Below are 24,256 nucleotides of genomic sequence, written 5' to 3'. Positions count from 1 at the left end.
ATAGTCATTCTCATCTTAAATGATGATGAAAACCCTTCTTTAAGACGATTTGTTGAGCGTTCTTTCTACAATGGCATTAAATGCCGCCGGTTTTTCTGCATGAAGCCAATGACCCGTGCCTTCAATAATATGTGCTTTAGCACTTGGGAAATAGCGGGTTATCGCATCGCGATACTCTGCCGTGATATAGTCAGACTCGCTGCCCTTGATAAACAAGGTTACGCCATTAAACGTCTGCGTTGTTTGTTCCCAATCAATAATGTGCGAATAACTGCTAATAAGGCCGTCTACATTAAATCGCCACTTCCAGCTACCATTCTCGTCTTGATACAAGCTTTTTAGAAGAAATTGCCGAACCCCCATTTCTTTAACGTGGGCAGACATGATTTTGTCAGCGTCCTTCCTACTTTCAATGGTATCTAGTGGAACGGATTTCAAGCCATCAAATACGGCCTGATGGCTGTGGTTGTAACTCACAGGGGCAATATCAGCGACAATTAAATGCGTTACTTTATCATTGTGGTTTAACGCTAATTTCATCGCCACTTTTCCGCCAAGGGAATGCCCTAATACAGCACTTTTTTCAATATTTAGCGACTGCATAATATCGTAAATAGCATCGGCGGCGTCTGACACTAAAAAACCATTGGTCCATGGAGACTCGCCATGGTCGGGGAGGTCTACACTTACAATATTAAAACTTGATTCAAAATGACGTTTTATCCCAGCCAAATTGTCGGCATTGCCGAATAGCCCGTGGATTAGAATTAGCCATGGCGATGAGGCATCACACTTTGAAAGTTTATGGCTATGTTCTGCTAAATTGTTGCTACACTGTATATAGATACAGTTATTGAGGGTTAATCATGATCCCAGCACAATTTAGAAAGCTTATAGCCGAGTTAGAACACTTAACAGATAGCCAAACCCGTTATGTTGAGAAGCTGCTGAAAGGCACTGATAGCGTCTCACAGTTGATAACAGAGCTTGAGGAGCGGATGGTTGAAAACCCTGAGTGCCCGCACTGTCATAGCTCACTGATCAATCGGCATGGCAAAGTGNATCAGATGCAACGTTATCGTTGCNAGNACTGCGGTNAAACCTTTGTAGCGACAACGGCGACACCGCTAGCTCGACTAAGATACAAAGAGCTGTGGTTAGAATATATTCGCTGTATGCTGGACAGTAAGCCATTGCGTAAATGTGCCGAAGAATGTGGTCTCCACNTTGAAACATCGTTCANGTNGCGGCATCGANTCCTAGCGCTACCATCAGCACTGAAGGCGAGCAAACTAGAAGGTANTATCGAGGCTGACGAAACACNTTTTCCCTACTCAGAGAAAGGCTCAAAACGGATGACTCGTCAGCCCCGCAAAAGAGGGATGAAAGCGAAAAAACGAGGGCGTTCAAAAGATGACTGGGTGCCCGTTTTAACGGTCAGAGACAGAGCCAAGAATACGTATGAGGCCGTTGTGCCAAGTGTTACATCGGCAACTCTGCATAAGGAGCTAGCAGGAAAATTAGAGAAAGACAGTGTGTTATGTAGTGATGGATATAAGCCCTACATAGCTCTTTCTGAGAAAAATGATTTAATACACAAGCGCTTAGACGTGGCGGGAGGTGTTAAGGTGATAGATAAAGTCTTTCATATTCAAAATGTTAACGCCTATCACAGTCGTCTGAAAGCGTGGATAAAACGGTTTCACGGAGTAGCCACAAAATACCTAGAACATTACCTTGGTTGGTTCAGGTTTATGGATAACCCAGAAAACCTTAACGGAAACAGGCTCTTTTCGATTCAACAACAGTTAATCAGAACATAGCCAAGTTTATAATTTAACTTCACAATTAACTTACCCATGAATTATTGACTATAAGATACTGACCTCGTCATAAAAACAAAATAAGGCCTGTAAAAACAGACCTTATTTACGTGCTGAATAAATAAATTAACTAATGGCGTAATCGTCAAGAGACTTACCGCTATCCAGCGCTTCTTTATAAACACGAGGCATGCGGCCAATACCTGTCCACAGATGTTCTTCGCCTGTCTCATCCACAAGCTTATATTTAACAGGGCGCTTTTTACCTACTTTTTTATTCACGTCTGTATTTAACGCCTGTAAATCTTCTACGTTAAGACCTGCTTCTTCCATTTGCTTTTTAATTGCAGCAAGCTTTTCTAATTTCTCTTTTTTAAGCTTTTCTTGCTCTAGTAGTTTTTCTTTTCTTTTTTCAATTATACCGCTAAGTTTTTCCTGAACTTGTTCAAGTTCTTCTATGCTTAATTCCTTAACAGCACCTTGTAAACGTCTTCCATGGGTTAAAATATCTAAAAATTCGCTCATTAATTAACCTTAATACGTTGTACTTAATTTCCACTAGATGATAATTAAAAGTAGCACAAAAAAAAAGCGAGCTACGCTCGCTTTTAAAAAATATCCGTTAAATAACTAATTAAGGCGTTAATTTACATGTTTGGATAATTCGGACCGCCTGCACCTTCTGGTACAACCCATTTAATATTTTGACTTGGATCTTTAATATCACAGGTTTTACAGTGCACACAGTTTTGCGCGTTAATTTGAAAACGCTTTTCACCTTCTTCCTCAATTACCTCGTAAACCCCAGCAGGGCAGTAGCGCTGAGCAGGCTCAGCGAACTTAGGCAAATTAACCTGAATAGGAATGGAAGGATCTTTCAGTTTTAAATGACAGGGCTGATCTTCTTCATGATTGGTATTAGATAAAAATACCGATGACAGCTTATCAAAGCTCAGCACGCCATCTGGTTTTGGGTAGCTGATCTCTTGCGCATCTTTTGCTTCTTTAAGCTGAGCATAGTCTTTGTGCTCGTCTTTCATAGTAAAAAACATATTACCGTTAAAGACATTTTGCTCTAATGTATTAAAAGCGCCGCCCCAGAAATTACCTAACTTGTGAATAGCTGGGCCAAAGTTACGTGAACGGAATAATTCATCATATAACCAAGACGATTTAAATTTGTCTGTAAAGCTGGTTAATTCTTTAACTGGCGCTTCTGCATTTTCTGTAATTGCTTCAAAAATACTTTCTGCTGCCAGCATGCCTGATTTCATCGCGGTATGGTTGCCTTTAATTTTGGCAAAATTTAATGTGCCTGCATCACAACCTACTAAAAGACCGCCTGGGAAGGTCATTTTAGGTAACGAGTTAAACCCGCCTTTAGCTATCGCTCTAGCACCATAAGAAACCCGTTTACCGCCTTCTAAATATTGCTTGAATACTGGGTGGTGCTTCAAGCGTTGGAATTCATCAAAGGGGCTCAAATATGGGTTGTCGTAATTAAGGTCAACGATTAAGCCAACGAACACCTGGTTGTCTTCGGCATGATATAGGTAGCTACCGCCCGTGGCGTCATCCAGTGGCCAGCCCGCACTGTGAACCACTAAGCCCGGCTGGTGTTTTGCGGGGTCGATATCCCAAATCTCTTTAAAGCCGATTGCATAGTGCTGTGGTGAACTGTCTTCATCTAGTTTGAAATGAGAAATTAGCTCTTTGCCCAAATGACCGCGACAGCCTTCTGCAAATACCGTGTATTTAGCGCGAAGCTCCATGCCCGGCATGTAGCCGTCTTTGGGCTCCCCATCTTCGCCAACACCCATATCGCCGGTTAGTACACCGCCTACGCTGCCGTCTTCATTATAGATAACGTCAGATGCAGCAAAGCCTGGGAACACTTCAACACCAAGTTGTTCGGCTTGGTCTGCTAACCAACGGCTGACGTTACCCATTGAAACAATGTAGTTACCGTCGTTGTGCATAGTTTTAGGCGTGATGCCATTTGGTAATTTTTTGGCCGATGCTTCATCGCTAAGTAAATAGATGTGGTCTTCAGTTACCGGCGTATTTAATGGGGCGCCTTTCTCTTTCCAATCAGGAAAAAGTTCATTTAGCGCGCGAGGTTCAAATACGGCGCCAGAAAGAATATGTGCACCCACCTCGGAGCCTTTTTCGACCACACAAACCATTAGCTCTTGGTCTTTTTCATTTGCAAGCTGCATTAGCTTACAAGCCGTTGATAATCCAGCTGGGCCGGCACCGACGATGACTACGTCAAACTCCATCGATTCTCGTTCCACGGGAGGCTCCTTATGTTTGTATTTTTATAATGCACTATTGATGAAACAAATAATGCTTTGTGTCAAAAACATGTAAATTAATTGTCGTTTTGCAAGGTAATGCAGGTTGACGTTTACGTCAACAGTAAGTACATTGCAAAGCAGTTTACGTTAACGTCAACTGGCAGTGCATTATAACTGCTCGTAAACGTGGTGTTAACGACGTTTTAAGGTTAGCCTTTGAAAAACGTACGTTCCACAGTGTTTTTATTAACGTAGAGCACATTGTTAAAGTTTCAAAAAGCGTGGTGAAGTAATACGTTTTTAATTATTAATAGTTAATTATTAGTGAAACGTAATAGACACCGACGAACTCAACAATTGAGGTAAATATGAAAATACTCGTACCGGTCAAACGCGCGATCGACTACAACGTTAAGGTAAGAGTGAAGGCCGATGAATCAGGCGTAGATCTTACAAACGCGAAAATGGCCATTAACCCTTTCTGTGAAATTGCGGTTGAAGAAGCCGTTCGCTTAAAAGAAAAAGGCGTGGCCACTGAAATCGTTGTTGTTTCAATTGGTGATAAAAGCTGCCAAGAACAAATACGTACAGCGCTTGCCCTAGGCGCTGATCGCGGTATCCAAATCGATACCGACCAAAATCTTGATTCACTTCAAGTGGCTAAGCTTCTATCTAAAGTCGTTGAAGAAGAGCAACCTCAACTGGTTATTCTTGGAAAGCAGAGCATTGACTCTGATAACAACCAAACGGGCCAGATGCTTGCCGCATTAACAGGCATGCCTCAGGGCACCTTCGCTTCTGAAGTGGTTGTAGACGGTGAAAAAGTCAATGTAACCCGTGAAATCGACGGCGGCCTTCAAACAGTAGCGCTTTCGCTTCCTGCTGTGGTAACTACAGACCTTCGCTTAAACGAGCCTCGTTATGCATCTCTACCGAATATCATGAAAGCGAAACGCAAGCCTCTTGACGTGAAAGCGGCAGCTGACTTCGGTGTAGCACTAGAATCCAACGTAAAAGTGCTGAAAGTCACGCCTCCACCACAGCGCGAGGGTGGTATTAAGGTAGCAGACGTTGCTGAACTGGTAGAAAAGTTAAAAAATGAAGCAAAGGTGATCTCATGAGCGTACTCGTATATGCAGAACACGACAACGCAAGCTTAAAGACTGAAACGCATAAGCTTGTTAATGCCGCACAGAAAATGGGTGGTGATATCCATGTACTAGTTGCAGGTGAAGGTTGCCAAGCGGTTGCTGAAGCTGCGTCGCAAATTGACGGCGTTGCAAAAGTATTGGTTGCCGACAACGCAGCGTACAAGCACCAATTAGCTGAAAATACGGCTGACTTAGTTCTTGGACTGGCAGGTGATTACAGCCATGTTGTGGCTGCTGCTACAACTACGGGTAAAAACTTCATGCCTCGCGTAGCGGCATTGTTAGACGTAGCGCAAATCTCAGACATTATTGGTGTTGAAAGCGAAGACACTTTTGTGCGCCCAATTTATGCGGGTAACGCTATCGCAACTGTTCAATCATCTGATGCGAAAAAAGTCATTACGGTTCGCGCTGCTTCGTTTGATGCAGCTGCAACGGGCGGCAGCGCTGAAGTAACCGCGATTGATGTGGTTAAAAGCAGCGAAAAGTCTGATTTTGTTTCAGCAGAACTGACTGAGTCAGAGCGCCCTGAACTCACAGCAGCAGAAGTAGTGATTTCTGGTGGTCGTGGTATGCAAAACGGCGACAACTTCAAACTTCTTGAAGGTATTGCAGACAAACTAGGTGCTGCTATTGGTGCATCGCGTGCTGCGGTAGATGCTGGATTCGTTCCTAACGATATGCAAGTAGGCCAAACAGGTAAGATTGTTGCGCCACAGCTTTATATTGCGGTAGGTATCTCAGGCGCTATCCAGCACCTTGCAGGTATGAAAGACTCTAAAGTTATCGTTGCTATCAACAAAGACGAAGAAGCACCCATTTTCCAAGTTGCAGACTACGGCTTAGTCGGTGATTTGTTTGAAGTGCTTCCAGAGCTTGAAAGCTCTCTTTAAGCTACTTTTATTGTAACAATATGAGGCTGCATTTTTGCAGCCTTTTTTTTGGGCGTTTTTCCCGCATGGGCGACGCTATACGCGAACTACCGAGTTGTCTTCAATACTTACTGGAGATGGCATATAAGCATCGGCCTCCCAGTCGTTTTCCCATTTTTCACCGTCAATAAGGTAACGAAATTGATATTCATGATCTTTTTCTAAATTAACGGTCAAAGTAAAGTCGCCGCTCTTTAGTTTCTTCATTGTTAGTGGCTGGGCTTTCCAGTCGGTAAAGTCTCCGCAAAGCGCCGCTTCTTTTGCATCTTGCGCTGCTTCCGCGTTTAGTCGAAATGTCACTTTGCACAGAGGTTTTGATTTAAGGTATTGTTTCTTAAGGCTCATAATCTGTTTTCCCTTCAACGTAGCGAAATTGTTCCAGTGCCTCCCTCTAGTTGTTAGACGAGGTTAAAATTAAAGCCACCGGTCAACTCATAACCAATGAGTGCTTAAATAATCAACGAAAAAATGATAATTATCAATCTTACTTTGTATTCTTTCGATAATTTTTTATATTAGGACTACTGATTAAAGCGTTCACTTAAAAAACAATAAATAGACACAAAATCTAACAATGTTAAGTGGGCATACGCACTAATAAGTCAGTACACTAGTGTTGAAACAATAATAATAGAAAGTCGTCGGGTGACGGCTTGGTAATTATGTCTGCTTACGAACGGTTTGTGATGACTAATGCCATGCTGGTTTCCTTTCGTTCCTAGGGATAGTAAATGAAAAACTCCATGTTAATGAAAAGTGGATTGCCACTTTTCATCGTGTTAATCGCGTTTATCGCCGCCGCTGTTATGATCAAATCGCGTAAACCGCCTGAGCAAGTCCCCGTGGACATTCCTGCGTTTCTTGTTGACGCCGAAGCCGTTAACTCAGAGCAGGTAAGCTTCATCGTTAAATCGCAAGGTAATGTGGTACCGCGCAACAAGACGTCGTTAAGTGCACAGGTGAGCGGGCAGGTAGTGAGTTTATCTGACGTGTTTATTGCTGGGGGAACGTTTAAAAAAGGTGACGTGCTAGCAACCCTAGAGCAGGACGACTATCGCACCGACCTTAAATTAGCAGAAGCTGAATTAGCGCAGGCACAGGCGGCGCTTCAAGAAGAAATCGCACGGGGTAAAGTTGCTGAACAAGAATGGCGCTCTGTAAGCAGTGTGGCGCCGCCAGAATTAGGGTTAAGAAAGCCTCAGTTGGCTAAAGAGCAGGCTAATGTAAAAGCGGCAAAAGCAAAACTTGAGCGCGCAAAACGTAACTTAGAAAGAACCAAAATCACGGCGCCTTATAATGGCATTGTGGTAGAGCGTAATATCGATCTTGGTCAGTTCGTGGCAATGGGCTCTGTGCTTGGTACCGTTTATTCAACGGATACGGCGGAAGTAAGATTGCCCATCACCGATAGTGATTTGATGTTCATCAATATTGCCGGGCAATCGAGTGAAGGCGTGCCTGTTTCGCTTACGGCTTCTGTGGGCGGTGTTAAACGCACGTGGCAAGGTCAACTTGTGCGCTCAGAAGGCATTTTAGACACGGGTAGTCGAGTGGTATATGCCATTGTCGAAGTTCAAGACCCGTATAACTTCAAAGCGTCTCATAAAGCGCCTCTGCGTTTCGGTCAATTTGTTGAAGCAGAGATCACGTCACGTCAAAATGAGCAGTTGCTTGTATTACCCCGAAGCATTTTGCGCTTAGACAACACCGTTCTTACCGTAAATGACAATCGCGAAATTGAAATTAAACCGGTTGAAGTGGCGCGTACCACGGCGAAAGAAGTGTTTATTCGTTCAGGTATTGAAGAAGGTACGCTAGTGGTTACGAGCGCAGTGCCAAACCCCTACAACGGCATGAAGGTAAGACTGCCTGGCGATGAGCCGGTGCTGTCAGATGAAGCGCAGGCAGATGCACAATCTTCCAGTACTGACGAAAGCGAGAAAGTGGAAAGCAATACCTCCGAAGGAGGCCGTTAATGAGCCGGATAGATACGCAAAAAGGCTTGATAGCTTGGTTTGCTCGAAATAGTGTTGCGGCAAACTTGCTTATGTGGCTGTTAATAGTCGGTGGCTTATTCGGCGCATTCAGCATTCAAAAGCAAGTCTTTCCCAGCTTCGATATAGACGTCATAAATGTAAGAGTACCTTATTTAGGTGCTGCGCCTCAGGAAGTAGAAGAGGGCGTGATATTAAAAATTGAAGAAGCGATAAAAGACTTAGAAGGTATCAAGCAGCTAAACGCCACTGCCGTTGAGGGTATGGGCACGGTGAGTATTCAAGTAGAAGAAGATTACGACGTTGACTCGCTTCTTGATGAAGTAAAAGTGCAAGTGGATGCCATTCCCAGTTTTCCCGCTGATACTGAGAAACCGGTCATTTACCGTCAAAAAATACAGCAGGATGTTATTTGGCTTTCAGTATATGGCGATGCTTCAGAGCGGGAACTGAAAGAGTTTGCCAAAGATTTACGTGACGACATTGCGAACTTACCCGGCATTTCAAGCGTGCAAGTAGTGGGGGCGCGAGATTATGAAATCTCGGTCGAATTGTCTGAAGTCGATTTGCAGAAATACAACCTTACATTTGCTGAAGTGGTATCGCGTTTAAGCCAAACCAGTGTTGACTTACCTGGTGGTTCAATTCGCACGGAAAATGGCGATATCTTACTGAGAACGAAAGGGCAGGCCTACACGGGCTGGGACTTCTCGCAAATTATCTTATTGACCAATGCAAACGGCACCCGCGTTACGCTGGGAGATGTGGCCTATATCAATGACGGCTTTATCGAGAATAACCAATACGCGTTATTTGATGATAAACCCGCCGTAAGCCTTCGTGTCCGTGCGGTGGGCGATCAAAACGCGCTGGAAATTTCAGAGCAAGTTAACAACTATATAGACAGCCAAAAGTCAGAGTTTCCTGCGCATATAACGGCTGACACGTGGGGCGATAGTTCCTTTTATTTGGCTGACCGGCTAAATATGATGCTTGAAAACATGTTCTTTGGTGCGCTACTCGTATTTTTAGTGCTGTCTCTTTTCTTGAAAATTAAACTCGCCTTTTGGGTAATCGTTGGTCTTCCGGTATGTTTCCTTGGCACGTTATTGGTGATGCCGCTAGATATGATTGGCGTATCTATAAATATGCTGAGTTTATTCGCTTTTATTCTGGTGTTGGGGATAGTCGTTGACGATGCCATCATTATGGGCGAGTCGGCTTATTCCGAAATTGATAAGAAGGGCCACAGTGCTGAGAACGTTATTGCGGGTGTAAAAAAGGTAGCAATGCCGGCAACCTTCGGTGTACTTACCACTATTGCGGCGTTTTCTCCTATGTTAATGGTGTCAGGGCCGTTTGGTATTATCTGGAAAACCATAGGCATGGTGGTCATTGTCTGCCTAATTTTCTCGCTCATAGAATCTAAGCTTATTTTGCCAGCTCACCTTGTACATATGAAGCTAAAGCCATATGACCCGGCAAAGGCAAACGCATTTCAACGGTTTAGAGACTTTTTCAGCGAAGGAATAAAAACCTTTATTAATAACAAATATGCCCCATTTCTCGCTAAAGCGGTACGCAATCGTTATACGACGGTTGCGGTTTTCATGGCGATGCTGATATTAACCGTAGGTTTATTTGGTGGCGGTATTGTCCGATTCGTATTTTTCCCGAATATTCCCAGCGACTTTATGATTGCAAGCTTTGAACTGGAACCGGGCTCGTCGCTAGAACAACGCGATAACGTGTTAACAACGTTACGTGAAGCCATGCACCGCATGGACGATAAAGTTGCACAAGAGTCAGGCGACAATGTTATCAAACACGCCATTGCCTTTGATAACGGTAATCTAGGGGGGGAGATATTCGCGGAGCTTACCAAAGGCGAAACGCGAACGCTTACCGACTTTGAAATCCAGAATATGTGGCGTGAAGAGTTACCTGAAATTCCAGGGGTGAAGTCTTTTAATATCAGTTCGCCGGGTGGGCCTGGTGGAGGCTCAGATCTAAGTTTTGAATTTAGCTCTAGCGATATAAAGGCATTACGGGCAATTAGTGATGAGTTAAAAGAGGCGCTTGACGGTTACGAAGGGGTTACAGATATTAATGATACCTTTTCTGGCGGCAGTGAAGAAATTCAGCTTGCCCTTAAGCCGCAAGCCGACGCGCTAGGAGTTTCGTTACGGGACTTAGGGCAACAGGTGCGATTTGGCTTTTATGGTGCTGAAGTACAACGAATTCAGCGCGATGACGAAGAAATAAAGGTGATGGTACGTTACCCCAAAGCCGAACGTAGCTCAGTAGAACACCTTAAAAATATGCGAGTTCGCGCACCAAATGGCCAAGAAATTCCTTTCGAACAAGTCGCTACGTTTACCGTAGGTCAAGGCTTCGACTCGATTATCCGCGTTGATGGTAAGCGTTCTGTTACAGTATCAGGAGCAGTCGATAAGGCGTTACTTGACCCATCAGAGGTAACCAATGACGTTATTGATAATCTGATGCCAGACCTATTAGCGCGCTATCCCAATGTAGAATTCAAACTACAAGGGAATTCAAAAGAGCAGGCCGATGCAATGTTTAGCTTAATGCAAGGATTATTGTTTTCGCTTTTTGCTATTTACGCCTTACTAGCTATACCGCTTAAATCCTACAGTCAGCCGTTAATTATTATGTCAGTTATACCCTTTGGTATTGTTGGTGCCATTGTCGGTCACTTAGTGCTTGGTATGGCAGTCAGTGTATTGTCTATTTGCGGAATTATCGCGTTGTCTGGCGTTGTAGTGAATGACAGCTTAATTATGGTGGATTTTGTAAACCGCGCTCGCAAGGAAGGAATGTCACTAATGGACGCGGCGATAAGCGCAGGCACCCAGCGCTTCAGAGCGATTATTCTCACCTCGTTAACAACATTTATGGGGTTGATGCCCATTGTCTTCGAACGCAGTTTACAAGCACAAGTTGTGATCCCTATGGCAATCTCGCTGGCCTTTGGTATTTTGTTTGCCACGGTGATTACGCTACTACTTGTTCCAGCACTTTACCTCATTCTTAACGACCTTAAGAATGTATTTAAAGGCAGAAAACAGGCTCAAATTACGACAGAAAGCTAAGTAGAGAATGCCGGGTAACACCGGCATTTTTCTTATAAGGACTAAAAATGAAGAAAAAACTAATATACGCAGCCGTGGTTGCAGCATCTGCAGGGGTAACCTTTGCTTGTTCAACGTCCTACAGTAACAATGCAGAGCCGGCGAAAAGCGAGATGCAACATACAGCGATGCCGACAGTGTCTAGCTATCCAGAAACAAAAACCGTCGCGCAGCAGGACAATTATCACGGTACTACAGTGAGCGACCCTTATCGCTGGCTAGAAGAAGAAAGTGAAGAGGTAAACGCGTGGGTAGAGGCCCAAAACGAGCTTGCTCGTCCTTATCTAGCTGAGCTATCTTCTAAAGCGTTGTACAAAGAGCGTTTAACCGCATTGTGGGATTATGAAAAGTATTCAACGCCCTACATGGTAAATGACAAACTCTTCTATACGTATAACAACGGATTGCAAAACCAATATGTCCTCTATATGGCTGATGGGCTAAACGGTAAGCCTGAAGTGCTCATTGACCCCAACACCCTAAGTGATGATGGCACTGTATCGATGGCGTCAACTGAACTAAGCCCGAAAGCGTCGTATCTTGCATACATGCTATCCGACGGTGGTACAGACTGGAAAACCATTCATATACGTGAAACCAGCAACAAATCAGATTTAACCGATGTTATTAAAGGGGTTAAATTTTCAAACGTAGCGTGGCTACCTGACGAAAGTGGTTTTTTCTATTCGCGTTACCCAGAAAATGACGCAGGTGAGTTTGACGATAGCCAAACCGTGTCTATTTATTTTCACGCAATAGGCACAGCGCAAAATGAAGATACAAAAGTGTTCTCATTTGACGGCAAACCTACCTGGAACCCATACCCACTGGTTATTCAAGACGGTGAAACACTATTAATCTCGGTATTTGAAGGCTATGAAGCCAATGGGGTATACGCTAAGTCGCTAAAAGAAAAAAACAGTAAGTTGATACCAATCTTTGATAAGTGGGATGGTCGCTACGATTTTATTGGTGAAAAAGAAGACACGCTTTTCTTTACATCAACGGCCGATGCGCCAACAGGTAAGGTTGTAAAGGTTGAGTTCGACAATGGCGTTCAGTCAAGCGAAACTGTTATTGAAAGTACGTCAGATACCTTAAATAGTGTATCGCTATTAGGTGGTAAGTTATTCGCTCAGTACCTTAAAGATGTAAAAGGGCAAGTGAGTGTATTTGACTTGTCTGGCAAACAAATTGATGACATTTCGTTTTCTGATATTGGCAGCGTAAACGGCTTTTATGGAGATGAAACTGCCGACACGACGTTTTACAAGTTAACGGGCTTCACTAATCCTGGCCAAGTTTACGCTTATGATGTTCAAAGCGGCGAGTCAACATTATTTAAGCGCATAGATACTGGCATTAACTATGATGATTATGTAACCAAGCAAGTCTTTTACACCAGTAAAGATGGCACCAAAGTGCCTATGTTTATTGTACATAAGAAAGGATTAAAGCTTGATGGGAATAATAAAACCTTACTGTATGGCTACGGTGGCTTTAATATTTCACTAAAACCCGGCTACTCAGTGTCCAGAATGGTATGGGTTGAGCAAGGCAATGTGCTTGCCATCGCTAACTTGCGAGGAGGTGGTGAGTATGGCCAGCAATGGCACAAAGCGGGAACTAAGTTAAATAAGCAAAACGTGTTTGATGATTTTATTGCTGCAGGGGAGTACCTAGTCGAAAGTGGTTATACCAACCCTCAAAAAATGGGAATTCAAGGCGGCTCTAACGGTGGCTTGCTGGTTGGTGCAACGTTAACGCAGCGCCCCGATCTTTTCGCTGCCGCCTTACCGGCTGTAGGGGTACTAGATATGCTTCGCTATCACACGCCAAGCGCTAATGCTCGCGCATGGTCGTCTGATTATGGTTTGAGTGAAAACAACGACGAATTTGAAGCCTTGTATGCTTATTCTCCTGTTCACAATACAAAACCTGGAACCTGTTATCCGGCAACCTTGGTTACTACTGGCGATCACGATGACCGCGTAGTTCCTTGGCATAGCTATAAATTTGCGGCACAACTTCAAGCCGATCAAGGCTGCGATAACCCCGTATTACTTCGTGTTGAAACCCGTGCAGGCCACGGCGCTGGTACACCAACGTGGATGCGTATTGAAGGCTATGCTGACCAGTGGGCATTTTTAGAATCGGCCCTCGAATAATGCTAATCGCCCGTCACTAAACGAAAGCCGCTTGTTAAAGCGGCTTTTTTTGTTTGCATTTTAATCAAATGGCCATATACTGTATAAATATCAGTATGGTTTATTTTGACTCTTATTGTGGTGTGTCGGCGTCGGCACCTTTTTGGAGATGATTATGCAAACAGGCATCAAAGCGGTCGATCAACTTATTACAAAGCACGGCATATTAGCTGACTTAGGTTCAGATACGTTTCAGCGCCGTAGTCGTTTAACTGGCGGCGATGAGCGAGCTAATACACTGCCGTTCTGCATGTATCAAAAAATCGTAAATGCGCCCTTGTCTAACCAGTTCACGGTACATCACTTTTATATGCCAGGAAATAAAGGAAAGCTTGCTAGCTTTTTGTTTGATGAGAAAGGGCAATTGATAGAGCAGGTTTACTATCAAAAAGTGGCGCGCTGGGTAAAGGTGTGCCGAAAGCTACAGCAGCTTGTGCAAACGCCTACTTCAGATATTCATATGGCGGCGTAGAATGGCATAAAAAAAGCAGAAACGTTTTTCAACGCTTCTGCTTTTATACTAAATAATTGAATAGCTACAAAAATTGAAAGTAGCTAACTAATCTTCGCTTAGTAATACGTGTACTTAAACTCAACACCCCAAACGCGTGGTTCGTTTACGATACCCGTTAGGTTGTTGAAGTCGATAGCACCTTTAACGTTATCTTCGTCAGTGATGTTACGACCAAATAGCGCTACTGTGTAGTTATGCGCAAAGTTTTCGTAACCAATGCGTAGACCGCCTTCGAAGTTGTCTTCAGTAGTAAATTCAACAGCTTCGTATAGGAAGATGTTAGTTTCACCTTGGAACGCCCAATCAGTAAACACAAAGAACTCACCGTCGTCACCCATGGGGATAGTGTAACGCGCAGTAAAGTTAAAGATTGACTCTGGTGCTTGTGGGAACGGGTTACCGTCGATTGAAGCAACAAAACCGTCTGGACGAGGATCAGTCACTGTACAGTTACCTGTAGAACCAAAAACAGGGTTAGTACCACATGGTGAAACGGTCAGCGTGTCGTCTTTAATTTCGGTGTGGTTGTAGCTGTAGCCTGCAGTGAAGGTAAGCTCATCAGTCGCGAGCCATTGTGCGTCTACTTCAAAACCATACGCTTCGCCTTTGTCAGCATTTACAAGTGCTGTAAAGTTGTTGCCGCCACCAATCGCCGAGAACTGCATATCATCCACTGTGTAGTAAAATGCTGCAGCGTTAAGACGTAGTGAGTCGTCGAACAAATCAGACTTAATACCCACTTCGAACGAATTGATAGTTTCTGCATCAGCTACAGAAGGTGCACCTTCAAATGCAACGTCACGACCCTGAATCGTTTGAGCTCGGAAACCGTTAGCATAGCGAGCAAATAGTGACATATCGTCTGTCACACGGTAGTTAGCACTCAATTCAAAGCTAGTTTGACCATCATCTACATCAATGTCGTCATAATCTTGAATCAGCGCATCTCCAGTAACCAGTGCGAAGCCGTCAACGTTTTGATCGCCAACAACCAAGCTCTTAGAGTCATGTGTATAGCGAATTCCACCGGTAACGTTTAATTTCTCATTCACTTGATAAGACGTTTGACCAAATACTGCCCATGTTTGGTTGTCATGGAAAACCGTCGTTGCGCCAAAGTAACCGTCGATACTGGTTACGTTGAATGAGGCATCATAATAAAATGCACCTACTTGCCAGTTCAGCGCATCACGACTGTTGCTCGAAAGTCTAAATTCCTGAGTGTACTGCTCTAGATCGTCAAGATTGTCTTGAGTAACCGCTGAGAAAGGAATGAAGCCTGGTCCTGATGTGCCGTCAGCAAGGTTGAAACCACCATCAACATCACCAAGGCTTGAACCGTCAGCTGTTTCAAGCGCAGAGATTGACGTAAATGTTACTTCATCCATGTCGTACTCAAGTTTTAGTGACGCACCAAAACCATCGTACTCTTGAGGGTTATTATCGATGCCGTCGCCTTGAAGATCACCATCATAATATACCGTTTCGCGATCGTAGTTAGCGTTAAGCTCGTTACTACCCTTATCGAATACGTTTGCACGGAAAATAGACGCTGTGCCCTCAAGCTCGCGACCATGTACGTTTAGTAGGGCAGAAAAGTCTGCTGATGGTTCCCAAAGAAGCTGTAGTCGATACGCTTTTTCGTCGTATCCGCCAATTGCATCGTTTTCGCCTGTGAATGCGTTGTCGATGTAGTCATCACGTTCTTGTGATAATAGAGAAAGACGTGCTGAAAGCTCATCTGTTAAGCCGCCGCTGATTGCGCCTTCAAAATTCATTGTGCCGTAAGAACCAAAGCCAGCTTTTGCGTAGCCTTCTAAATCTTGTGTAGGTTTAACGGTGTCGAACTTGATAATACCCGCGGTAGTGTTGCGGCCGAATAGCGTGCCTTGAGGACCGCGAAGTACTTCTACTTGCTGTACGTCGAAAAGCGGGAAGCTTTTTAATACAACATTTTCCATTACCACTTCGTCCATAATAATAGAAACAGGTTGAGAAGCGGCAAGGTCGAAGTCGGTGTTTCCAAGACCACGAATATAAAAGCGTGGTGCTACACGACCATTTGATGATTCGGCGTAAAGGCCCGGAACACGAACTGCAAGTGCTAGAATGTCTTCACCGCCTGAGAATAGGCTTTCGAATTTTTCTCCGCTTAATGTCGCAACAGAAATTGGTACTTCTTGAATTGATTGTGTACGCTTTTGCGCAGTAACGGTAATCTGTTCAAGTGAGGCTTCTTTTTTTTCTGTCGTTGCGGCCTCTTGTGCAAGAACTGAAGAGCTGAACGCTGCACTAACTGCTAACGCTAGCGTGGCGATTTTATGTGTTCTCATGTTTCCACCAAGATGATTTTAAAATTATACTTTTGTAGTGTTTTTAGCACAAAAATTAACAATCTATGCTTGGCGTTGCATTTTACACAAAGTTTGCAATAAAAACTTCAAATTTGTGCAACTTTACAAATTTTTGCCCCCTTAATGCACAACATTAGCAGCAGTGAATATATCGATGAATATTTATTGCACTGAGGTAAAGCAATGAGAGACAACTATGGTTTTTATTAGTGCACAGTTATCAGGCCATAAACACAGCCTGTATTAGCTGCGGTTAAATTTTATGCGGTATTGTGACGGAGAGAGCCCCGTCGTCTTCTTAAACAAGCGAGTGAAGGAACTTAAATCTTCGTAACCTACAGCGTTTATTAAGTTTTCTAGCGGCATAGTAGATGTTTCTAACAGTTTGCGAGCTTGTTCAATACGTAGTGCTTGTAAGTACTGACCAGGTGTAATATCACAGGCGTTTTTGAATCGGCGGATCATTGTGCGCTCAGTCATATTGTGTTTCTTGGCTAATTCTGCAAGCGTGGTTTTGCTGCGCATGTTTTTCTCTAAATACGACTGAATTTCCATGATGTCTTTGTCAGCATGAAGCCGGCGCTGCCTGCTGCTCGCGTAAATCGTTTGGCTTGTTCTAGACACATCTAGCACATGTGATTTAGCGGTATCACTTGCAATTTGGTGCCCGCAGTAACGTTCAATTAATTGCGTGGATAAGTCTATCCATGCCATCCCACCCCCTGCACAATAAACCGCATTGTCTTCCGTTACCATTTTGTCTGGCTGTAAATTAACGTTCGGGTACATAGATTTGAACTTGTCAGCGTAGCCCCAGTGAGTAGTTGCGGTTTTGTTCGTTAAAAGACCTGTCTGGGCGAGTAAAAATGTTCCTGTGCAGTTCGCCGCAATGTCAGCGCCTACTTTTTGCAAACGTTTTATATGTACGAGTAGAGGCTGTGTATCTCTCAGTACTTCGTCGATATTCCCGCCAATAGTGGGAATAAGAAGGATATCGGTGTGTGATACATCCTCAATGGCGATGTTGGGTTGTAACATGATTTGGTTCGAACACATAAAAGGCTGGCCGTGGTGGCTTGCCAACTGCACCCTAAACTGTGGAGAAGGGGAAAGTTTGTGAATACGCTGCCAACTGATGCCAGCAAAAGCGAAGACATCAAGCGCGCCAGTGATGGCTGAGGCAAGGGCTTGGTCGAAGCCTAATACGGTAACAGTGAACTTGGTGCTATTCATAAAAGTAATTAGAGTTATTTTAAAAAATAAGGCTGAGTTATTGTTGGCGGTATTCACCATTATTGTGTCATTATTGACAATAATGGCATGATAACGAATATGACACAATGTGTTAACAAGTATTCGTGAAGGACAAAACACCATGGCCGATCAACTCATTCCTCGCCGTGAAATGCAATTCCAACTTTATGAGGTATTAAATACCGCATCGCTCTGCGAAAAATCACGCTTTGAAGAACATAACGTAGAAACATTCAACGCTGTTATTGATATGGCTGAGAAAATGGCTGAAGAGCTATTTCTTCCTCACAATGCGGTGGCTGATAAAAATGAGCCTACGTTTGATGGTTCAAAGGTTTCGATGATCGATGAGGTTAAAGTCGCGTTTGATACGTACCGTGAATCTGGTTTCATTGCCGGTCACTTTGATTTTGAAGACGGCGGCATGCAGCTACCCGTTACGGTAATGAATGCCTGTGCGGGTTTCTTTTTAGCGGCTAACCCATCATCTACAGCTTATCCGTTTCTAACCGCAGCGGCTGCAAACGTCATTAAGCATTTTGCTTCTAGCGATATCAAAAATGCGTTCCTGCCAAAGATGCTTACAGGTGACTTCACAGGAACCATGGCATTGACAGAGCCTCACGCGGGTTCTTCACTTGCTGATATCCGCACTTCAGCCAAACCGCAAGATGACGGTACTTACCGCATCAAAGGTAGCAAGATTTATATTTCAGGCGGTGAGCATGAGCTATCTGACAATATCGTGCATTTGGTGCTGGCGAAGATACCAGGTGGTCCTGCAGGCGTGAAAGGTATTTCACTTTTCGCTGTACCTAAATACCGTTTAGATGCAGACGGAAATCCAGATGTGCGCAATGATGTTACCCTTGCGGGCCTTATTCACAAAATGGGCTACCGCGGTACTACATCTACGGCACTTACGTTTGGCGAAAACGGTGATTGCCACGGCTATCTTATTGGCGAGCCTCATCAAGGTTTGCGTTATATGTTCATGATGATGAACGAAGCGCGTATTGGCGTGGGCTACGGTGCTGCCATGATAGGGTATCGCGGGTACCGCTATTCATTGGAATACGCAAAAGATCGCACCCAAGGCCGTGCTGCTCCTAACTTAGCGCCAGAAGATGACCCGTCACCTATTATCAATCATGGCGACGTGCGCCGAATGTTACTCGCGCAAAAAGCCTACTGTGAAGGTGGTATGTCGCTTTGCCTGTATGGCAGCATGCTGATAGACAAAATGGAAACCGAGACGGATAGTGAAAAGCGTACCGAGCTTTCCCAGCTGTTAGACCTATTAACGCCGGTGTTTAAAGCCTGGCCATCAGAGTTTGGTCCTAAAGCGAATGACTTAGCTATTCAGATTTTGGGGGGCGCGGGTTATACCCGTGAATACCCTGTTGAGCAATGCTGGCGTGACAACCGCTTAAACCCCATTCACGAGGGGACTAATGGTATTCAAGCACTTGACCTGCTTGGTCGAAAATTGTGGCAACACGACGGTAAGGGGCTAGAGGCGTTGCTTTCTCGTGTAACGGGCGACATGAAGCGTGCAGAAACGCCACGTGCACAGACACTTGCCGCTAAGCTAAAGCCTTACCTAGACAAGCTAGGGGCACTTATTCAACAAGCTGCCACCGATTTGCGTTCAGACAAACAACCGGTATTGCTTACTAACGCAAGCTGCTTTTTAAATATATTCTCAAGTTGTGTAGTGAGCTGGATTTGGCTGCGCCAAGCGAATGTTGCCGAACAAGCACTCGCGAAAGGGGCAGACGAACAAGACGTTGACTTCTACGAAGGCAAGTTAGCAGCCGCCGAGTATTTTTTAAATTGGGAACTGCCGCTGGTTAGTCGCGACATCGAAGTACTCACGTCACAAGACGCCACATGTAATAACGTTAAAGCGAGCTATTTCTAAATTGAGATAAGCCTTAAAAGGGAATGATGCTATAGCATCAGGCGGCAAGCATTACATTCATGCTTGTTCAGCCAATCATTGAATTGAAGTACATTTTTTGGAGTTCATTATATGAACGTAGCTGCAAATGTTGAAGGTAAACATATTCTTATCACCGGTGGTGGCTCTGGTATAGGGGCTGCTTCTGCCCGGGTTTTAAGTGCTCGTGGGGCCTTAGTGGGTATTGCCGATTTAAATGAAGACAACGCGAAATCGTTGGCAAGCGAAATTGAACAGGCTGGTGGTAAGGCGTACGCCGTAGCGGTAGATGTTACTGAACCTAGCCAGGTTAAGGCCATGTTCGATACGGCGTTATCTCGCACCGATAAAATAGACGTGATCATCAATAATGCGGGTATCGATCATTTTCCATCACCGCTTACCGAAGTCGATGACGCTATGTTTATGAAAAATATTCAGGTGAATTTAGCGGGGGTATGGTACTGCATGAAAAATGCGTTGAAGCATATGACAGCAACAGGTGGTGGACACATCATTAATATCGCTTCCGTTGCTGGGCTTCGCTCTGCGCCTATGATCAGCGCGTACAGTGCATCAAAACACGGTGTCATTGGGTTAACCAAATCAGCGGCAGTAGAATATGCGCGTGCCAATATTCGCATTAACGCTGTTTGCCCCAGTTTTGTAGATACCCCTATGGTGCAGGGTGTGCTGTCAAAACTCGATGAGCGTGGTCAAAAAGGTCTGATTGGCGCAAACCCGATGAAGCGGCTAGGTAAGCCAGAAGAAATTGCAAATGCGATTGCCTGGTTATGTAGCGATGAATCATCGTTTATGACGGGCCAGTCAGTTGTATTGGATGGGGGCATGCTGGCATAAGCTTCACTATGGCGCTATCACTAAGCGTAGGGGCGATATAAAAGGTTGTGTACCTTATCTATATAAGCCTTAAAAACGATTACGAAACTATGCAAGAAGAGAATAAATCACAATCTGCATAGTTTGCTCGAAAACAGCAAGAGAAGGAATATTTAATGAAAGACTTGTTCGATTTAACAGGAAAAGTGGCACTAGTTACTGGCGCTAGTCGCGGTATTGGTGAATCTATTGCGCGTTTACTTGCTCAGTACGGCGCGCACGTTATTGTATCTAGCCGTAAAATAGACGGTTGTGAGGCGGTTGCTTCTTCAATTCGCGATGCGGGCGGCAAAGCAACGGCATTGGCTTGTCACGTGGGTGAGATGGAGCAAATTACCGAAGCGTTTGATGCGATTAAACGAGATTTCGGTAAATTGGACATTCTTGTGAATAACGCTGCGGCAAATCCGTACTTTGGTCATATTCTGGATACCGACCTTGGTGCCTACAATAAAACAGTAGATGTAAATATTCGCGGCTACTTCTTCATGTCGATTGAAGCGGGTAAAATGATGAAAGAGCAGGGCGGTGGCGTCATACTCAATACCGCTTCAGTAAATGGTGTAACACCGGGCGATATGCAGGGTATTTATTCAATCACCAAAGCTGCGGTTATCAGCATGACTAAGTCGTTTGCAAAAGAGTGCGGTAGCCTAAATATTCGAGTGAATGCCTTATTACCTGGTTTAACTGACACCAAATTTGCATCTGCGCTTACTACCAATGAACAAATACTTAAGCATGCGCTTAAAGTAATTCCGCTGGGCCGCGTAGCCGATCCAGATGAAATGGCGGGCACGGTGTTGTATTTAGTATCAGATGCATCAAGCTATACCACGGGCACGACAGTGGTTGTAGATGGTGGTATGCTAGCGTAAATAGAGATAATTACGAGATACGACCATGCATATATGGGTTGACGCCGATGCGTGCCCTGCAGTGATCAAAGATATACTTTTTAAGGCAGCTAGGCGTACCAAGCTGCCTTTATCTTTGGTGGCTAACCATTCTATGTCTGTTCCACCAGACAAGCACATAACCCTTACACAGGTGCCTTCTGGCTTCGATGCAGCTGACGATTACATTGTAGAGAAGTGCGAGGCGGGGGATTTAGTCATCACCAACGACATTCCTTTAGCTGCTGATGTACTAGGGAAAAATGCGCTTGCGTTAAACAACCGTGGTGAGGAATACGACAAGTCGTCAATTAAGCAAATACTGGGTATGCGAGACTTCATGGACACCATGCGTTCAAGTGGCGAACACACTGGCGGTCCAAAGGCGTTCTCCCAGCGCGACAAGCAAAACTTCGCCAATGCGCTAGACCGCCTCCTAACCCAAGGCCTCCGCGCCCTCAAATAAAATAATGGGGTCAGAGTACATTTCGCCTCTAATGATGGGGTCAGAGTACTTTTACATTGACAAAAATGTACTCTGACTCCATTTGGTTTTAGTAATTATTTTACGATGGTCATTTCTTCGATCAGGTTTGTTGCACCGTCAACGTACTCCATTACCCATAGCATGTAGCGCGTGTCTACATGAATGGTGCGGGTTGTTTTCGGATCAAAGTCCCAATCTGAGTTAACGCTTTCAAACGTACCGTCAAACAACAAACCGATTAGTTCTGCTTTTGCATTAAGCGTTGCAGAGCCTGAGTTACCGCCTGTAGAATCTAAGTCCGTTAGGAAGTTTACCGGTACGCTATTGATGTCTTCAAGTTTGTACGGACCGTACTGCTTGTCTTTAATAAGCTCAAGCTGCTTTTTCGGTGAATCAAACGGTGTTTCGCCGGTATCTTTTTCAGTAATGCCTTCAAGACGGGTAAAGGGTTCGTAAATGAGGCCATCTTTTGGCGAACCGCCCATCACGTTACCGTAAGTTACTCGAAGCGTGCTGTTTGCATCTGGGTAAGCGAGGCTGCCCAAAGATTTTTGCCATTCGATAATCGCGCTCATGTATTTAGGGCGAAGTGCAGCAGCTTTACCGCTAAGCGTTTTACTTTTATCTTCAATAGCCATTTCAGTATCGAATAATGCAACTGCTAGTTTGATGAATGGGTCGTTGCTCTTCTCAAACGCTTCGCGGCTTGCGGTTAACCACTTCAAACGCTCTTCAGTATTGTTCAGTGACGTGTTGTCATAAAACGCTTTTAACTTATTATGAAGCGTTTTGCTGTCAGTACTACCGTCAATGCCTACTGCTTTATCGAAAGCCGCAACACGGTTTTCTTCAGGCTGCTCTAGGTACATGCTGATCATTTTTTGCCACACAGCTTGATCTACCACAGCGTCGAAGCGGCGCTCTATGCGCTCTGCGCTTTCTTTAAGACGAATTTGATCGCGCTCTTGATACCCACGTTCACGCTCTGCATCTGGCTTTTCCCTTTCAATTGCGTTGCGATATAAGGTTTGCGCGGATGACAACAGTTGTGCACGACCTAGGTTGTTGTACCAGAAGTTTTGCTTGTTCATCTGCATTTGTTCTGCGCTAACCGCATCAAGATCGGCCAGGGCTTGTTTTAGTTCACTCTTACCATTTTTATCAAGCCATGCTGCCAGTTGCTCTTCACGCTCGGCGCGGCGAGGAACAAGCCCAACACGCTTAGCGCCAGAAAGCTGACCTAACGTGTTTTTATGAAAGTTATTCAAGCCTGCAAGTGTTGCTTCATATTTAATACGAGCATCGCTACCTTCTTCTGACGAGGTTTCAATGGTTTTAATCCATTCGTCTACCAGTTCAAGGTAGGTAGGGTATAACCAGTCAAACATGTACGAAACTTGCGACAAACGCGCATAGCGATTCGTTGAGCCAGGGTAACCCGCCGCCATTACAAAGTCGCCGTCTTCAAGGCCCGCTGCCGAAACTTTAAGGAAGTGATCAGGTTCAAACGGCACGTTGTCTTCACTGTAATCAGCGGGTTTACCGTCTTTACCTACGTAAGCGCGATAGAAAGAGAAATCACCGGTGTGGCGAGGCCACATCCAGTTATCTACATCGCCGCCGTATTTACCGATAGAATCAGCGGGCGCATAAGCAATACGCACGTCACGGATTTCCATTTGCTTAATAAGCTTGTATTCAAGGCCTTGGAAGAATGACGGAACAGAGCAGCGAAAGCCTGCTTCTGACTCACATTCTGCAATTAGCGCTTTACGGTTTGCTTCGATAAGGTCGTAGCGCTCGCGCCCTTGAACGTCATCATTGATACCGCCAACAACTTTGTCGGTTACGTCAGAAAAATCCACCGTAACAAACATGCGAGTGCCTGGTGCTGCTGGCAGTTCGTCGCCAATTTCTTTTGCTAAGAAGCCATCTTTTAAGTAGTTGTTTTCTGGTGTGCTGTTGTACTGCACTGAACCGCGGGCACAGTGGTGATTGGTTACCGCTAAGCCTTTGTCAGACACAAACGATGCTGAACAACCACCAAGCGACACAATAGCGCCCATTGGAAACGCGGTTAAGTTGTTAATACTACTTGCAGGAATTTCCAAACCGGTTTCTTTTAAATCGCCAGCAATTGAAGGGAGTTGCTCTGGCGTGAACATGCCTTCCTTAGCATCTACCTGCATTGCCGTGCCGAGCAACGCGGCAGAAATACAAAATACACTTACTTTTGACATGGGTGTTCCTTGTTCTTGTCGTTAATCTAATTGTTATAAACCAAACTTAATACATACCAAGTTAACGTATACGTCAACATTGTTATAGTGTAACGATTATTTCCTGT

At 44.5% G+C, this 24,256-nt stretch carries 18 protein-coding genes; 11 read left to right on the top strand and 7 right to left on the bottom strand.

What is annotated here, in order from left to right; all coding sequences use genetic code 11:
• Positions 1 to 39: 39 nt before the first annotated feature.
• Entirely contained in the window at positions 40 to 732 is a 693-nt protein-coding gene (locus MADE_RS11140) for an alpha/beta fold hydrolase (protein WP_012519092.1), read from the bottom strand.
• Positions 733 to 866: 134 nt separating this feature from the next.
• On the opposite strand from MADE_RS11140, the gene MADE_RS11135 reads away from it, so the two are divergent.
• Positions 867 to 1,823: an IS1595 family transposase gene (locus MADE_RS11135; protein WP_023559741.1), complete on the top strand. Its 957-nt coding sequence runs from the start codon at positions 867 to 869 to the stop codon at positions 1,821 to 1,823.
• 126 nt (positions 1,824 to 1,949) lie between these two features.
• On the opposite strand, the gene MADE_RS11130 is transcribed toward MADE_RS11135, so the two are convergent.
• Both MADE_RS11130 and MADE_RS11125 read right to left on the bottom strand, forming a co-directional pair.
• Positions 1,950 to 2,348, bottom strand: coding sequence for an H-NS histone family protein (locus MADE_RS11130; protein ID WP_012519183.1), 399 nt, complete (start codon positions 2,346 to 2,348; stop codon positions 1,950 to 1,952).
• Positions 2,349 to 2,470: 122 nt separating this feature from the next.
• The gene (locus MADE_RS11125; protein WP_012519182.1) at positions 2,471 to 4,120 is read right to left on the bottom strand and encodes an electron transfer flavoprotein-ubiquinone oxidoreductase; all 1,650 of its coding nucleotides are present in this window, start codon (positions 4,118 to 4,120) and stop codon (positions 2,471 to 2,473) included.
• 371 nt (positions 4,121 to 4,491) lie between these two features.
• Between MADE_RS11125 and MADE_RS11120 the strand changes: the two genes are divergently transcribed.
• On the top strand, positions 4,492 to 5,244 hold the full coding sequence (locus MADE_RS11120) for an electron transfer flavoprotein subunit beta/FixA family protein (RefSeq protein ID WP_012519181.1): 753 nt from the start codon (positions 4,492 to 4,494) through the stop codon (positions 5,242 to 5,244).
• On the top strand, positions 5,241 to 6,167 hold the full coding sequence (locus MADE_RS11115; protein WP_012519180.1) for an electron transfer flavoprotein subunit alpha/FixB family protein: 927 nt from the start codon (positions 5,241 to 5,243) through the stop codon (positions 6,165 to 6,167). Before MADE_RS11120 ends, MADE_RS11115 begins: the two co-directional genes overlap by 4 nt.
• A 75-nt stretch (positions 6,168 to 6,242) precedes the next feature.
• On the opposite strand, the gene MADE_RS11110 is transcribed toward MADE_RS11115, so the two are convergent.
• Entirely contained in the window at positions 6,243 to 6,551 is a 309-nt protein-coding gene (locus MADE_RS11110; protein ID WP_012519179.1) for an isoamylase early set domain-containing protein, read from the bottom strand.
• 386 nt (positions 6,552 to 6,937) lie between these two features.
• Between MADE_RS11110 and MADE_RS11105 the strand changes: the two genes are divergently transcribed.
• From MADE_RS11105 to MADE_RS11090, 4 genes are all read left to right on the top strand, one after another.
• Positions 6,938 to 8,182, top strand: a complete 1,245-nt coding sequence (locus MADE_RS11105) for an efflux RND transporter periplasmic adaptor subunit (protein WP_012519178.1) — start codon at positions 6,938 to 6,940, stop codon at positions 8,180 to 8,182.
• The gene (locus MADE_RS11100) at positions 8,182 to 11,316 is read left to right on the top strand and encodes an efflux RND transporter permease subunit (protein WP_012519177.1); all 3,135 of its coding nucleotides are present in this window, start codon (positions 8,182 to 8,184) and stop codon (positions 11,314 to 11,316) included. Before MADE_RS11105 ends, MADE_RS11100 begins: the two co-directional genes overlap by 1 nt.
• A gap of 47 nt (positions 11,317 to 11,363) precedes the next feature.
• On the top strand, positions 11,364 to 13,523 hold the full coding sequence (locus MADE_RS11095) for a prolyl oligopeptidase family serine peptidase (RefSeq protein ID WP_012519176.1): 2,160 nt from the start codon (positions 11,364 to 11,366) through the stop codon (positions 13,521 to 13,523).
• A gap of 154 nt (positions 13,524 to 13,677) precedes the next feature.
• Positions 13,678 to 14,034 carry a hypothetical protein gene (locus MADE_RS11090; RefSeq protein ID WP_012519175.1) on the top strand — a complete coding sequence of 119 codons (357 nt, stop codon included), beginning with the start codon at positions 13,678 to 13,680 and terminating at the stop codon, positions 14,032 to 14,034.
• 98 nt (positions 14,035 to 14,132) lie between these two features.
• Here MADE_RS11090 and MADE_RS11085 read toward each other — a convergent pair whose 3' ends face one another.
• Both MADE_RS11085 and MADE_RS11080 read right to left on the bottom strand, forming a co-directional pair.
• A complete protein-coding gene (locus MADE_RS11085; protein WP_012519174.1) occupies positions 14,133 to 16,409 on the bottom strand; it encodes a TonB-dependent receptor in 2,277 nt (758 codons plus the stop codon).
• 264 nt (positions 16,410 to 16,673) lie between these two features.
• Positions 16,674 to 17,663: a GlxA family transcriptional regulator gene (locus MADE_RS11080; protein WP_041912896.1), complete on the bottom strand. Its 990-nt coding sequence runs from the start codon at positions 17,661 to 17,663 to the stop codon at positions 16,674 to 16,676.
• A 142-nt stretch (positions 17,664 to 17,805) separates the two neighbouring features.
• Between MADE_RS11080 and MADE_RS11075 the strand changes: the two genes are divergently transcribed.
• The 4 genes from MADE_RS11075 to MADE_RS11060 all read left to right on the top strand — a co-directional run bounded on the left by MADE_RS11075 (position 17,806) and on the right by MADE_RS11060 (position 21,888).
• Positions 17,806 to 19,608: an acyl-CoA dehydrogenase gene (locus tag MADE_RS11075; protein WP_012519172.1), complete on the top strand. Its 1,803-nt coding sequence runs from the start codon at positions 17,806 to 17,808 to the stop codon at positions 19,606 to 19,608.
• A 111-nt stretch (positions 19,609 to 19,719) separates the two neighbouring features.
• Entirely contained in the window at positions 19,720 to 20,487 is a 768-nt protein-coding gene (locus tag MADE_RS11070; RefSeq protein ID WP_012519171.1) for an SDR family NAD(P)-dependent oxidoreductase, read from the top strand.
• A 155-nt stretch (positions 20,488 to 20,642) separates the two neighbouring features.
• Entirely contained in the window at positions 20,643 to 21,404 is a 762-nt protein-coding gene (locus tag MADE_RS11065; protein WP_012519170.1) for an SDR family oxidoreductase, read from the top strand.
• 25 nt (positions 21,405 to 21,429) lie between these two features.
• Positions 21,430 to 21,888: a YaiI/YqxD family protein gene (locus tag MADE_RS11060; RefSeq protein ID WP_012519169.1), complete on the top strand. Its 459-nt coding sequence runs from the start codon at positions 21,430 to 21,432 to the stop codon at positions 21,886 to 21,888.
• 95 nt (positions 21,889 to 21,983) lie between these two features.
• Here MADE_RS11060 and MADE_RS11055 read toward each other — a convergent pair whose 3' ends face one another.
• Complete coding sequence (locus MADE_RS11055) at positions 21,984 to 24,149, bottom strand: S46 family peptidase (protein WP_012519168.1); 2,166 nt, start codon at positions 24,147 to 24,149, stop codon at positions 21,984 to 21,986.
• Positions 24,150 to 24,256 lie beyond the last annotated feature (107 nt).

This window comes from Alteromonas mediterranea DE (assembly GCF_000020585.3).
Classification (GTDB): domain Bacteria; phylum Pseudomonadota; class Gammaproteobacteria; order Enterobacterales; family Alteromonadaceae; genus Alteromonas; species Alteromonas mediterranea.
Note: the sequence above shows the minus strand (reverse complement) of the source record. Positions and strands in the feature narration are given on the sequence as shown.

What these genes read in the sequence shown, in the direction of transcription:
- MADE_RS11130 (WP_012519183.1), bottom strand. Translation starts at nt 2,348, where the DNA reads ATGAGCGAATTTTTAGATATTTTAACCCATGGAAGACGTTTACAAGGT.
- MADE_RS11120 (WP_012519181.1), top strand. Translation starts at nt 4,492, where the DNA reads ATGAAAATACTCGTACCGGTCAAACGCGCGATCGACTACAACGTTAAG.
- MADE_RS11115 (WP_012519180.1), top strand. Translation starts at nt 5,241, where the DNA reads ATGAGCGTACTCGTATATGCAGAACACGACAACGCAAGCTTAAAGACT.
- MADE_RS11110 (WP_012519179.1), bottom strand. Translation starts at nt 6,551, where the DNA reads ATGAGCCTTAAGAAACAATACCTTAAATCAAAACCTCTGTGCAAAGTG.
- MADE_RS11105 (WP_012519178.1), top strand. Translation starts at nt 6,938, where the DNA reads ATGAAAAACTCCATGTTAATGAAAAGTGGATTGCCACTTTTCATCGTG.
- MADE_RS11100 (WP_012519177.1), top strand. Translation starts at nt 8,182, where the DNA reads ATGAGCCGGATAGATACGCAAAAAGGCTTGATAGCTTGGTTTGCTCGA.
- MADE_RS11095 (WP_012519176.1), top strand. Translation starts at nt 11,364, where the DNA reads ATGAAGAAAAAACTAATATACGCAGCCGTGGTTGCAGCATCTGCAGGG.
- MADE_RS11090 (WP_012519175.1), top strand. Translation starts at nt 13,678, where the DNA reads ATGCAAACAGGCATCAAAGCGGTCGATCAACTTATTACAAAGCACGGC.
- MADE_RS11085 (WP_012519174.1), bottom strand. Translation starts at nt 16,409, where the DNA reads ATGAGAACACATAAAATCGCCACGCTAGCGTTAGCAGTTAGTGCAGCG.
- MADE_RS11080 (WP_041912896.1), bottom strand. Translation starts at nt 17,663, where the DNA reads ATGAATAGCACCAAGTTCACTGTTACCGTATTAGGCTTCGACCAAGCC.
- MADE_RS11075 (WP_012519172.1), top strand. Translation starts at nt 17,806, where the DNA reads ATGGCCGATCAACTCATTCCTCGCCGTGAAATGCAATTCCAACTTTAT.
- MADE_RS11070 (WP_012519171.1), top strand. Translation starts at nt 19,720, where the DNA reads ATGAACGTAGCTGCAAATGTTGAAGGTAAACATATTCTTATCACCGGT.
- MADE_RS11065 (WP_012519170.1), top strand. Translation starts at nt 20,643, where the DNA reads ATGAAAGACTTGTTCGATTTAACAGGAAAAGTGGCACTAGTTACTGGC.
- MADE_RS11060 (WP_012519169.1), top strand. Translation starts at nt 21,430, where the DNA reads ATGCATATATGGGTTGACGCCGATGCGTGCCCTGCAGTGATCAAAGAT.
- MADE_RS11055 (WP_012519168.1), bottom strand. Translation starts at nt 24,149, where the DNA reads ATGTCAAAAGTAAGTGTATTTTGTATTTCTGCCGCGTTGCTCGGCACG.